The following is a 12,668-nucleotide window of genomic DNA, read 5'->3' on the forward strand; positions in this document are numbered from 1 at the left end:
TTACCCGCTTTTCTGCATTAGAGGGAAGTAGGCATAACATTGAAAAATAAAAACCTGGTGTCAGCAGAAGCTGACACCAGGTTTTTTAGGTGATGAATCGGTGCATATCGATGCCCGATCCTGGCACTAGGCCAAGTAACTGTTGAGCATCCAGATGGTTTTTTCGTGCACCTGAATGCGGGCGATGCAGAGGTCTTCACTCTGTGAATCTCCAACCTCACCAGCAAGGTCACGAGCGGATGTCAGACTTTCCACCACCTTGCGGTTGGCTTCGGACAGGTGCTGCACCATTTCCTTTTCATTGGCATCCTCCTTGAGCTCGGGCATGCCCGACATTTTGGCGAGATTGCCGAGTCCACCAGGAGCGAGTGAGCCCAGCGCGCGGATGCGTTCGGCCACTTCATCGATGGCGGTAAAGAGTTCGGTGTATTGTTCTTCAAAGGCGACGTGTAGGGCGAAAAATCCAGGTCCGCGGACGTTCCAGTGGCACAGGTGGGTTTGGCCTAACAGAGCGTAGCTATCGGCTACGACTTGACGCAGGGCATTGACGACATCTTGTTGGGTGTTATCTGACATAAGATTAATCTAACGAGCTTTTGGATATTCTCAACTGATCAAAAATAAAAAAATCCGCCATGCTCGCAGTGGAGACATGGCGGATGGGGAGGGAGTTTAGGAAAGCGGGCCTATTTCCACTGTTTGAGATATTCAACGAGGTCGGCTACGTCCTGGGCCTTGAGCCCGAGCTGATCGGCGGAGAGCATCAGTGAGTGCTTCATGCGTTTAACATCTTTGACGCGATCCTTGGGGATCATTTGGGTGACGCCGCCTGTGGACTTGATGATCACCGGATCCGCATTGCTAATGACCAGGCCGTCCACTTTTTTACCATCTTTCAGGGTGACGGTGTAGCCATCGAATCCGTGAGCAATGTCTGCGGAAGGATCGATGATGCTGCGGGCGATCACGTCCTTGGTCTGGGTCTGACCCCAGCCCTTGAGGAAGGGGCCGTAGTTGGCGCCGTTGCCGTCGACTTGGTGGCACATGATGCAGCGCATGAGAGTGGCTTTACCTTTGGCGGCATCACCTTCGAGAGCAAGCACGTCAGCCGGGCTGAACGAGGGCTTCTGGGTCGGCTTCGGCGCGGAGACAGGGGTGACCACGATTTTCTCCGGATCGTAAATACCACGTTTTTTCAGTTCGGGCATGAGGTTGAATTTCTTCCAAACGCCGGTGCCGAGACGGAACAACCAGTAGCCAGCTTCTGCCTTCACGGGAGAATCTCCAGCGGCGAGGTCGAGCATGGCCTCGGCTGCGGATGCATCGTCGATGAAGGCCAGCGACTCGACGGCAAAGACCTGTTGCGGGTGGCTCAACTTGCTGCTGGTGGCACGGGCCTTGAGGTCGGCCACGGCGGCCGATGGCCACAGGCGCCAGGTCAGGCGGGCAAAGCTGTCGCTCCACTCGTCCGGATTGTCTGAGCCGAGTTCTTTTTTCATCGCGAGCCAGATGGCGTTCTCTTGGCTCTCGGCAGCGAGGCCGATGGATTCGATGTAGTTCTTATCGTTGCCGTTGTAATCCTTCTCCACATAGCTCTTGGCTAGGGTCGTGAGGATGGACGCGGACTGGGCGGCGGGAACACCACGCAGGGAAAGAGCGACATCGCGGCGGACGGCGCGGGACTCATCGGAGGCCAGTTTCATGGCGTAGTCGAGGTAGTCCTTATCGGCCCGTTGCAGGGCGCGGAATGCGGTCAGACGGATTTCCGGGTTCTGGTCGTCAAGCAGGCTGACGCACTTGGCCAAGCCGGCCTCGCCGAGATGGGGGAGCACCCAGATGGCACGCGCGGCCACCCACTTGTTCGGGTGGTTCATCAGTTTTTCCACGGCATCGAGCGACTTGGCTCCACCGGCCACCAGACCTTTAAAGCCAGAGTAGCGGACGTTGATCGCCGGGCTGGAAAGCGCAGTGATTTGGCCTTCGGTGGTGTTGAAGTTCACGGCCGGGATGCTTGGCTTAAATCCTTTCGGGGCGATGCGGTAGATGGCTCCCGAGCAGGAGCTGTCGCGATCGCCGTGACCACCGACTCGACCATCGAACCAGTCCGAGATGTAGATCGCGCCGTCGGGGCCGACAGCGACATCGGAGGGGCGGAACTGGGTGGGCGCTTCCTTGCCTTTCCAGTTCTTGTGGCGATCGGTTTTTTCATTGCGGAGAATGAAATCCGAACCGGCGAACTGGCCTTCCGGGTTGGTGGTGCAGAAATCGTTGCGATCCAGCTTGAAGGTGGCGCCGTTAGGCTCTGGCTGGTATCCGAAGATGACGTTTTTGCCGGCTTCGGCTGAGAGCAACAGACCGTTCCACTTCTCGCCGAGGGCTCCATTTTCGTAGAATGCCACACCGGTGGGCGAGCCGCCGCCGTAGACGTCACCGTAATCGAATGTGCCGGGGTCGTCCTGTCTCCAGTGGGCGCGGGCGTGGTCCTGGCCGGGGCGCTTATCTTGTTTCCAGCTGCGGGTGCCGAAGCGATTGAAGTAACCGGCGGAGCTGTAGGGCAGCACGTAGGAAACACGACACGCTGGAGGGTCATCGTTGTCGTTTTGGAACAGGTCGCCGAGTGAGGTGTTGATGTGTTCGTAAGAGTTGCGGTATCCGTGACCGATGATTTCAGCCTCGGTGCCGTCCGGGTTCATGCGCACGGAGAAACCGGCGGTCCAGACGAAGCCATCGTCGCTTTTCTTACCGGCTTGCTTGCGGTGATCGACATACCAGTCGCCGCCGCCGCTCTTGTAATAGGTGCCGCCCATGCGGAATGTTTTTCCTGACTTGTCGGTGAAAATAGCACCGCAGTTGCCGTTGTTGAAATACCACTTGCCGTCCGGACCGGAGGTCATGGAGTGCAGTGAGTGATCGTGGTTACCAGCATTGAATCCGGTGAGCAGCACTTCACGTTTGTCCACTTTCGGGTCGAACTTCAGGTTGCGGTCGACATCGGTGTAAACCAGCATGTGCGGCGGCTGGGCCACCACCACAACGTTATCAAACACCGCCACACCGAGTGGGGCGATCAGTTCCTTCTCTTGCACGAAGGTGTGTGACTTGTCGGCCACGCCGTCACCATCGCTATCTTCGATGACCACGATGCGGTCGCCACCGGGACGACGACCTTTGTGGCGACGGTAGTTCACCCCTTCGGCGGCCCAGATGCGGCCTTTTTGGTCGATATCGATATTGGTGGGGTTGTAGAGCAGGGGCGAGCTGGCCCAGCGGGTGACTTCCAGTCCTTCGGGGACTTTGAAATACTCGAGGTCCACATTGCGTGGTGCCTCATTCGGCTCCCAAGGGGCGTTCGGGTCGCGTGGTTTCTTGACGAAGAACCGGACCGCAGCGGTGGATGGTTTGCCATCGCGGATAACTCCTCCGTCGTCCAGACCCACAAGGGCGGTGAACTGAGTTGCTCCCTGGGGAACGTTCACCGTGATGGACGACTTGGCGTGGGTGCCGAGTCCTTGGGTGTAGGTTTTACCTCCGATACTGAGCGGACTGCCTGCGGCATTTTTTCCGTGCTGCAGCGTTCTCCATGCTTGGGTGGATTTGGCGACGTGATCCGCGGTGAGCGGTGTGCGTTTGCCGTCTTTGTCGATGAAGGTAGGCTCAATCCAGTTGGCCCAGTCGTTGGCTTTGTCGCCGAGGTCGTCGATCAGTAGTTCCAGCTCCTTGAGTCCGGTCACATCGACGCTGACTTGCTGCGTGCGTTGGGGATCGGACGCCTTCATGACAGGGCTTTGGAAAAGCACGCTGCTGGTGGGGGCTTGGGCCTTCTTACGGGGAGCTTTCTTCTTTTTCTCGGCCTTCTTTTTCTTTCTTGGTGCAGGCATTTTCATCGGCTTCTGCTTCAGCAAGGCCTCTGTGGGCAGGAGCACCGGTTTGCCTGGGACGGGACGATCCAAGTTTTCGTTCAATTGCTCTTGGGTGATCGGTTTGGAGGGGACGCCGTCTTTCGGCACCTCGCTGCGAGCGAGCCAAACAATGGCGTTCAGCACCAGCTGGCGAAACTCGTCGATCGCCCAGTTCCGGTGGTAGTGGCCGCCGACAAAGCCGACGCCGCGAGCTCCGGTTTCAGGGTCGCGGCACCACATCAGTGCCTGAGGTTTATTCATTGTGGCAACGCCGTGTTCGTTCCAGAGATTGATGTAGCGGACGATTTTTTCCGGTGTCGGAGTGGCGGTGGCCAGTGCGTGGCAGCAATCGCATTCCTGCTTGGTGGGGAAGCGCATGTTCCAGTAAAACTCATCGTAGGCGGTGATTTTGTCCTGAATGCCATTGCCGACCGGGTGACCGGCCTTGGGGGTCATGTCGGCAATCCAGTGCGGGTTCACCGACCAGCCGGTTTCCATGTATCCGCCAATCCATGGGGTGAAGTATTTCTGGCCGATTTCCTTGGGCGGGTGCACGCCGTAGTGCATGAACATGATCCCCATGCCGGCTTTCACTTTCTCATCGAGCACGGCGTATTTGTCGCCAAAACGACCACCGGCATCGGCGTAAATCACGCAGGCGTCCACGCCGTCGAAGATGGATTCGTCTTTCGGCCAGCCGTAGTAGTGAACCTTGGCTTCCACATCCAGACCGCTTTCGTTCAGTGCCTTGGCGAGCAACATGCAACCGGCGCGGAACTCATGCTCGCCATTGCCGTGGCTGGGTTTTCCTGCGATGAACAGGATCTTTTTCTTCGCTTCGGCGAAGGAGGCGGAAACGATCAATACCGTCAGGATCGTGAGGATGGCTTTGCTCCACAGAAGGGGAGTCAAGAGGCGAGGGTGTCTGGATTTCATAGATGATTGCAATTGATGATTTCGATAAGATACGAAGATAGGGGCGCAAAGTTAATGGGATATTTTCGCCAAAAAATTGACTATTTCCGTCAATCTCCTAACTTGCCATGGCTGCCCTCCAACAGGGAATGCGCATTCATGGCATACCAGAATTTTCATGCAACCATCAATGAAACCCAGTGATTTTTTCGATCAACTGCACCCGGGGCAAATCTCGACCGTGCTGATGGATCTGCTGCCCGATATCATCACCTACATCAAGGATCTCGACGGACGCTACGTGCATGTCAACCGTGCCTTTGCCGAGACCTTGCAGCGTGGAGCCGATGAAATTGTGGGGAAAACCGATGCCGAACTGTTCGTGGCCGAACTGGCGACCAATTACATTCAGGACGACACCACCGTCTGCCAATCCGGCGTGCCCATCATGGAAAAGGCGGAGCTGGTGACGCATCGGCCGGGTATCGTGCGTTGGTATATCACCAACAAAATCCCCCTGCATCAGCGCGATGGTCAGGTGATCGGTATGGCCGGATTATCCCGCCCCTCCAATGCTCACCAACGTGTCAGTGGCCCGATAGCTTCGGTAAGCAAGGCGGTGGACTACATCTACGAACATCTCGACGAAAGTTTGGGGGTGGATCAGCTGGCCGACGCCTGCGGGCTCTCGATTAGCAGCCTGGAGCGGCATTTTAAAAAACACTTCGGCTGCACGCCGGGGCGCTTTATCAGTCAGGTCAAAATCTCCGCAGCCTGTCGGATGTTAGCAGACACCAGCTATTCGATCGCCTCCGTGGGCGAGCAACTGGGCTATCCGGACCCCGTGGTGTTCAGCAGGGCATTCAAACGGGAAATGAAGATGACTCCGAGTGTTTATCGGAAATCCCTGCTCGCCTGAAGCGCGGCTCCAGTCCGTCTTTACTCCTCATCGTCATCACCCCATGCGCGGGATTCGAAGCGCATGATTTCCTTGATGAAGGTCAGGGGGACGTCGCCGGTAGGACCGTTACGGTTCTTGGCAATGACCAGCTGGGCCTTGCCGTCTTCCTCGTCGCGGTCTTCCTGGTTATCGGCGTAGTAGGCGGAACGATAAAGCAGCCCGACCATATCCGCATCCTGCTCAATCGAGCCGGATTCACGAAGGTCGGACATCCGGGGCTTACCGCCGCCGCCGCTGTTACCGACACGACTTTCAGGGCCACGGTTCAGCTGCGCCAGCACGATGATTGGAATCTCGAGCTCCTTGGCGAGGGCTTTCAAACCGGCGGAAATTTCGGCCACCTCACGTTCACGGGAGTTTTGCGCCTGCTTCGAGTTCGAGCGCATCAGCTGGAGGTAATCGATGGCGATCACTTTGATGTCACCTTCCTTTTTCTTCCGTCGGGCCTTGGCGCGGAGTTCGTTGATACTGATCGACGGGGTGTCATCGATGTAGAGCTTGCAGTTCTTGATCTCTTCGGCCGCTTTTTTGATATTGAGGAGGTCTGCCTTCACCGGTTTGTAGCCTTTCATCAGGCTGGATTTGGCAAAGCGGGAGCGGGCGTAGAGCAAACGCTCAACCAGCTGGGTGGCGCTCATCTCCAGCGAGAACACCATGGAAGGCAGGCCCTGATCGAGACACATGTGCTCCACCAGGTTCATCGCAAACGAGGTTTTACCCATCGAGGGACGGGCGGCGATAATGAACATCTCACCGGCTTTCAGGCCACTCGACATCTTGTCAATGTCCGGGTAGCCGGTGGGGATGCCGTTGCCTTGGCTCTTGCCGGCTAAGAAATCCTGCAGTTGGTCGAGCACTTGGGCAACCGAGCTCTCCACGGTGACTTCGGTGTTTTTCTCGGCACCCTCACGGATGGCCAGCACCTGCTGCTCGACGTTGTCCAGCAGCGCTTCCACTTCTTCCTGCTCATCGTAGGCGCGGGTGATGGCTTCTGTGCACTGACTGATCACCGAGCGCAGCACGTATTTGTCCTTAACAATGTCAAGGTGGTGGGCGAAGTGAGCGTGAGTGGGCGCGTAGGTGTAAATCTCGGTGATCGCGGCAGGGCCACCGACCGATGGCAGCAGCGAGCGATCCATCAGGGTCTGGGTCAGTGAGACCAGCTCGATCGGGAGGTTCTGCTCGAAAAATTCCAGCAGAATGGTGAACAGGGCGCCGTGCGCCGGGTGGTAGAAATGCTGGTCGGTCAGCTTGTTTTCAATCGCCGCAGCGACGTATTCCTGTGGGTCTTGAAACATCGACGACAGGATGCTTTTTTCCGGACCAATGGCGTGAGGTAGGGCGCGCTCAGACGAGCTGTGATCAGCTTCTTGAGGACCTTTTTGCAGCGCAGGTCCGCCTTTCATTTTGGATTTGGTGGATTGGGTATCAGTGGCCATGGACAGAGCTGTCTTAGAGCAATCACCTCTGGCGGTCAATCTGGGTAATGAGAGAAATTGTGGTGATAAGTATGAGCGCCGAGGTCGACACGATGTAGATCAAATCTGGAAAAAGTCGCTGTGAATAAAATGTGGATAAGTCGTGAATAAGAAATTACCGCATCTAGGAAAGTGTCTCTGTTTGAGGTGTCTGGGTCCATTGTTGAAAATAGCAACATGTGAACAAGCTGTGAATAAGTGCGTTTTCCGGTCGATGGAACTGTGATGTTTTTTTCATCCCCACTTCATCAAATTTTCACAAAGCCACGATAGTTTGCAGGCCTTATGAATGAAACCAGCTCCGAAAAGATCACCATCCAGCTCCCTCACTCCGTTTATCACGCATTGCGGAATCAGGCGAAGAAGCAGAACCTCTCTCTGCCCGAGATGGTGCAGCAAAAAATCGTCCTCGAGCCAGCGGAGCCCGGGAGTTTGGAACGCTTGGCGAAGTTGCCACTGCGTGAAATCTTGGCACGCACCGCTCCGGTGGGTATGGACCCCGACGACCGATTGGATTTCTTCGCTTAGTCCTCGCTTAGAAAACCCGCTGGATGGGGGCATGGGGCAGCGCCTTAGCGGTCGGCTCCGAAGCCGTAATGCGCGATGCTCATGCCCACGAGCATCAGGGGCACAAAGACCAACGCCTCACTTCGCAGGGCGGCGAGATTGGCCAGTGCCGGACCGGGGCAAAATCCCGCCAAGGCCCAGCCGATACCGAACAGGGCCGACCCGATCAGCAAGCGACGGTTTAGCGGTTCGGAATCGCCGCAGGGCAGATCGGTCTGATCCATGCCTTTGCCGCCGCGCACTTTATGCGTGATGAACATGCATAGGGCGTAGGTTCCGAGGGCTCCACCCATGACGAAGATCAGCGAAGGGTCCCAAGCCCCGGCGACATCGAGGAAGGCGATGACCCGCGTAGGATCGGTCATGCCACTGACTGCGAGACCGAGTCCGAACAGCAGGCCGGCTAGAAATGTTAGAAAAAGACGGCTCATGCGATCAGGTGGTGAGTGAGGTAAACAGTGAGGATGCCGAAGGCCATGAAGGTGCAGGTCGCGATCAGCGAGTCCTTGGCTCCCAGGCCAATGCCGCAGACGCCGTGACCGCTGGTGCAGCCACCACCAACACGGGTGCCAATGCCGACCAGCAAAGCGGCGAGCGCGGTGACCCAAACAGAAGATTGGGGGCGATAGATAGCCGCTGCACTCAGTGAGGAAAAAGCGATGCCAGCCCCGGCAATCAAGCCTATCATAAAGGTGAGGCGCCATAGCTTGTCGGGCGTGGCGGGGATGAGTAAGCGAGCGCAAACGCCAGAGATGCCGGGGATTTTTCCTGTGACGAAGCTGGCGAGAAAACTGGCCAGACCGATCAGAACTCCGCCAGCGAGCGCGTGGTAAATTGTGTAAGGTCCATCAAGCACAGGGATAAACTAAGGCGGAACTCAAAGGAGTCAAGATGCCCGAGGATGAACTGGTCAAAGCGGGTCCGAGCACCTAACTTTCGCACCGTGGCCACTGAAATTGAGCGCAAATTTTTACTGCATGGTGAGTTCCCCCGTGAAAATGGGGTGGAAATGGTGCAGGGGTATCTCTGCAAGGACATCGATCGCACCGTCCGCATCCGACTGGAGGGTGAGCGTGCTGTGCTGACAATCAAAGGCAGGACCTCGGGAATTTCCAGACCTGAGTATGAATATGAAATTCCTGCCGACGAAGCTCAGGAGCTGTTGGGTATGGCGGTGGGACCTCTCGTGGAAAAGACCCGCTATTACCATCGGCGTGGCGGTCACGTTTGGGAAATCGACGTCTTCAAAGGAGACAATGCCGGCCTCGCGGTGGCAGAAATCGAGCTTGGCTCCGAAGATGAACCTTTCGAAAAACCCGCATGGGTGGGGAACGAGGTCAGCGGTGATTCACGCTATGCGAACTCCGCGCTGAGTGTGCGTCCATTTACGCAGTGGTAAGCGGCCGGTAGCACCGTGGCGAGCTCCGGCGTGAGTTCGGTAAATTTGTGTGGATTGGAGAATTGTCACGATCCCTTTTTCACATAGTCTGGACGGCAATCCATTGTTTATGAAAACCCATCCATTCTGCATCGCGCTGGTATCCTTGTTAGCCATCCAAGCCCCGGCTCCCGCCGCCACCGGAGATAAACTCAACGTGCTCATCCTCTATGCCGATGACATGGGCTACGGTGACTTGATTTCAAACAACCCCAACTCGAAGATCCCCACGCCGAACCTCGACCGACTGGCCGCGGAGGGGCTTTCCTTTTCCGACGGTCACTCGTCGTCTGGCATCTGCACGCCATCGCGCTACGCCTTGCTGACCGGGCGTTACCACTGGCGCGATTTCCACGGCATTGCGCAGTCGTTTGGTCCCAGTGTATTTAAGAAAAACCAGCTGACCATTCCGAAGCTGCTGCAAAGCCATGGCTACAACACGGCGGCGATCGGCAAGTGGCATCTGGGCATGGGTTACAGTGCGATCCGGAACCAATCGGTGGAACTCTCTAAGGTGAAACCGAAAAAGGGACGGGCGAAAACCCACTACCCAGCGAATGCCTTTGATTGGTCGAAGCCGATTCCCGACGGTCCGCTATCGATAGGTTTCGACCACTACTTCGGCGATGACGTGATCAACTTTCCTCCTTACGCATGGATTGAAGATGACAAGCTGGTGAAGGCTCCCGACACTCAGATGGACCCCGCCAAATGGCCCAAGATCAAGGAGGGAAATTGGGAGTGTCGCCCCGGCCCCATGGTCACGGGGTGGAATCCCTACGAGGTGCTGCCGACGCTCGGTAAAAAAGGGGCGGAATACATCACGGCACAGGCCAAGGAGAATCAGCCCTTCTTTCTCTACTTCGCCTTTCCATCGCCGCACGCACCGATCATTCCCAACGATGAGTTTGACGGGAAATCTAAGGCCGGGCCATATGGTGACTTTGTTTACGAGACCGACCACATCGTTGGCAAGCTGCTCACCGCCCTTGAGGAATCGGGTCAAGCCGACAACACCCTGGTGATTTTCACCGCCGACAACGGCTCCGAGCACTATGCTTACCCCCGCGACGCGAAGTATGACCATTGGTCGTCAGCTCCTTTCCGTGGTGCCAAGCGTGACCTCTACGAAGGTGGGCATCACGTGCCATTCATTGTCAAACTGCCGAGTGTCACCCAGCCGGGCAGCCGCACCGAGGCGCTGGCGTCTCAGGTGGATCTTTTTGCCACCATCGCGGAGGCCACCGGCATCAAGCTTCCGGCCGACCGCGGGGCTGAGGATTCCTTTTCCCTGATGCCGGTTTTGAAGGGCGGGGAAAGTTCGGGGAGAGATGCCATCGTGCACAATACCAGAGCTGGTGCCTACGCGCTGCGAAAAGGTGATTGGGTTCTGATCGATACCGGCAATGGCCATCACAACAGGGTGACGTCGCAGTGGTATAAGAAACACGGGGTGAAACCTGAGAAGGCTCCCGTCTATTTGTATAATTTGGAAGAGGACGTCATCCAGTCGGACAATCTCTATCAAAAGAACCCTGAGAAACTCAAAGAACTCAAGGAGGAGCTGAAATTGCTGCGCGATTCCAAGCACACAGCACCGCGATTGAGTGACTAGTTAGTTTCTAACAAGTTGACCCGTGTCATGGCTGCCATGACACGGACTAAGGAGAAGGCTATTTCGCAGCCTTCTCTTTTTTCGCTTTGTTTCTCTTCTTTTTCGCCTTGGTCTCGATCGGTTCAATCCCGTCTTGGGGTTGGTTGGAGAAGCGATAGGGATCGTCGTGCTGGCGCATTTGAGCTAACAGAAGATCCTCCATTTCCTTAAGTTTGTCAGCGTGTTGAGGATCGGTGGCGAGGTTGGTTTGTGTCGCCTTGGGTTTCACTCCGGTGAGAGCCGTGACTTCGGGAGCTTGGTGCGCAGCAATCAGTTCATGTGGGTTCTCGGCGAGGTTGAACAGCTGGGTGTGGCTGGATTTGCCTTTGGCATCTTCATACTTGATGAGTTTCCAGTCGCCCTGCTTCACCGTGCGGATGCCAGGTTTGGCACCACCTGCGTAGACGCCGTAAAGGGTGTCACGACCCTCCACCTTGGCTTTCTCACCTTTCAAAACGGGAGCCAAGCTGACCCCTTCAGCCGTGGCGGGGCGGGGCACTCCGGTGAGATCGCAGAGGGTGGGGAGAATGTCTAACAAATACATGTTCTGCTCACTGCGGACACCGTATTGAATACCGGGCCCTTTGACAATGAAGGGCACGCGCCAGGTGTGCTCGTAGAGGTTCTGTTTTCCTTGCAGCCCATGTCGACCGATCGCCATGCCGTGATCGGAGGTGTAGATGATGTAGGTGTTATTCAGCTCACCCATGGTTTTGAGCTTGTCGAGCACGCGTCCCAGTTGGATGTCGATATTCTCGCTGCAGGCGAACTCTCGGCCGAGCTCATTGCGGATGGTGCGTTCGTCGCGGTTTTTCCAGACTCCGGAGACCTTGGTCTCATCGCGAACGTTCAGGTGGCTGTTGTCGAAGGGATGTTTCGGCAGATAGTTGGCTGGGAGTTGGGGCTGTTTGGGGTCGGCCTTCGGCAGTGCATTTTCGTCGCGATGGTTGCTGGCTCCGTATTTGGCGAGCAACTCAGGTTTGCCATCGCGGATGTCGTGTGGGTGGGAGAATCCGAAGTAGATCATGAACGGGGCGCTTTTCTCATCGCGCGTGCCGAGGTAGTTCAGCACCTGTTCGGCGTGCCAGGCGCTGCCGGTTTCGTCGGTGCCGCCGCGTTTGGTGGCATCGTGGACGATGGTGAATTGCTCGTTGGCGGCGGCATAGCTGTTGCCCTTCTTGCAGGTGCGCATGGTGTCGTAGCCGGCTTTGTTAAAGACCGCAGCGAGGGTGGTTTTGGCCAGATTTGGCGGCACCAGTTTATCGTTGCCGGTGTGTGGGTTTTGCTTTTTCGACTTACCGGGGATGTGCCAGACAGTGCGGCCCGACATGATCATGTGGCGCGACGGCGTGCAGACCGCCCCGCTCCACGCTCCCATGTGGTAGGCAGCGTCGAAGACAATGCCCTCAGCGGCCAGTTGGGAAATGCGCGGCGTCTCCAACTTCGAGTCAGGCTGATAGACGTTGAGGTCGAATGGCGATTGATCATCGACCACGACAAAGAGAACGTTCGGCCGCTTGTCGGCGGCATGACTGAGTGGCGCGGAAATGGCCAAGGCTGAGAGCAGCAGGCCGAAGTTGAATGGGGAATTCATGAAGATTGATAAGTAGAATGTGAAGTGACCCTTTCAGTCTAAGCTGTATTCACATCCAAAAGGGGGAGCTCATTGCGTCATACTTGGCGCTCGTGGATGACGTTGGTGTTTTTTCTGATTGCCGTAGGTCCCGCGAAGGTGGAAACAAAGACGCGATGGATG

Annotated in this window: 10 protein-coding genes; 4 read left to right on the plus strand and 6 right to left on the minus strand. The window is 56.5% G+C overall.

Annotated features, from left to right (window positions below; translation table 11 throughout):
• Positions 1 to 126 precede the first annotated feature (126 nt).
• Both JO972_RS13580 and JO972_RS13585 read right to left on the minus strand, forming a co-directional pair.
• Positions 127 to 576 (minus strand): Dps family protein, encoded by a 450-nt coding sequence (locus JO972_RS13580; RefSeq protein ID WP_309490610.1) that lies wholly within the window; start codon positions 574 to 576, stop codon positions 127 to 129.
• A 110-nt stretch (positions 577 to 686) separates the two neighbouring features.
• The gene (locus JO972_RS13585; protein ID WP_309490611.1) at positions 687 to 4,835 is read right to left on the minus strand and encodes a PVC-type heme-binding CxxCH protein; all 4,149 of its coding nucleotides are present in this window, start codon (positions 4,833 to 4,835) and stop codon (positions 687 to 689) included.
• Between the two features lie 169 nt (positions 4,836 to 5,004).
• On the opposite strand from JO972_RS13585, the gene JO972_RS13590 reads away from it, so the two are divergent.
• Positions 5,005 to 5,733, plus strand: coding sequence for an AraC family transcriptional regulator (locus JO972_RS13590; protein WP_309490612.1), 729 nt, complete (start codon positions 5,005 to 5,007; stop codon positions 5,731 to 5,733).
• A gap of 20 nt (positions 5,734 to 5,753) precedes the next feature.
• On the opposite strand, the gene dnaB is transcribed toward JO972_RS13590, so the two are convergent.
• Positions 5,754 to 7,214 carry a replicative DNA helicase gene (dnaB, locus tag JO972_RS13595; RefSeq protein ID WP_309490613.1) on the minus strand — a complete coding sequence of 487 codons (1,461 nt, stop codon included), beginning with the start codon at positions 7,212 to 7,214 and terminating at the stop codon, positions 5,754 to 5,756.
• Between the two features lie 324 nt (positions 7,215 to 7,538).
• On the opposite strand from dnaB, the gene JO972_RS13600 reads away from it, so the two are divergent.
• Positions 7,539 to 7,781, plus strand: a complete 243-nt coding sequence (locus tag JO972_RS13600; protein ID WP_309490614.1) for a hypothetical protein — start codon at positions 7,539 to 7,541, stop codon at positions 7,779 to 7,781.
• Positions 7,782 to 7,825: 44 nt separating this feature from the next.
• Here JO972_RS13600 and JO972_RS13605 read toward each other — a convergent pair whose 3' ends face one another.
• Positions 7,826 to 8,251, minus strand: coding sequence for a DUF6691 family protein (locus tag JO972_RS13605; RefSeq protein WP_309490615.1), 426 nt, complete (start codon positions 8,249 to 8,251; stop codon positions 7,826 to 7,828).
• Entirely contained in the window at positions 8,248 to 8,676 is a 429-nt protein-coding gene (locus tag JO972_RS13610) for a YeeE/YedE family protein (RefSeq protein WP_309490616.1), read from the minus strand. The genes JO972_RS13605 and JO972_RS13610 overlap by 4 nt, the downstream gene beginning before the upstream one ends.
• Positions 8,677 to 8,763: 87 nt before the next feature.
• On the opposite strand from JO972_RS13610, the gene JO972_RS13615 reads away from it, so the two are divergent.
• Together JO972_RS13615 and JO972_RS13620 are read left to right on the plus strand one after the other, a co-directional pair.
• Positions 8,764 to 9,219 (plus strand): CYTH domain-containing protein, encoded by a 456-nt coding sequence (locus JO972_RS13615; RefSeq protein WP_309490617.1) that lies wholly within the window; start codon positions 8,764 to 8,766, stop codon positions 9,217 to 9,219.
• Positions 9,220 to 9,328: 109 nt separating this feature from the next.
• Positions 9,329 to 10,873, plus strand: a complete 1,545-nt coding sequence (locus tag JO972_RS13620; protein WP_309490618.1) for a sulfatase family protein — start codon at positions 9,329 to 9,331, stop codon at positions 10,871 to 10,873.
• 58 nt (positions 10,874 to 10,931) lie between these two features.
• Here the strand turns inward: JO972_RS13620 and JO972_RS13625 are convergent, their stop codons facing one another.
• Positions 10,932 to 12,506, minus strand: coding sequence for a sulfatase family protein (locus tag JO972_RS13625; RefSeq protein ID WP_309490619.1), 1,575 nt, complete (start codon positions 12,504 to 12,506; stop codon positions 10,932 to 10,934).
• Between the last annotated feature and the right edge of the window lie 162 nt (positions 12,507 to 12,668).

Origin of the sequence: Oceaniferula flava (assembly GCF_016811075.1) — a bacterium.
Taxonomy (GTDB): Bacteria; Verrucomicrobiota; Verrucomicrobiia; order Verrucomicrobiales; family Akkermansiaceae; genus Oceaniferula; species Oceaniferula flava.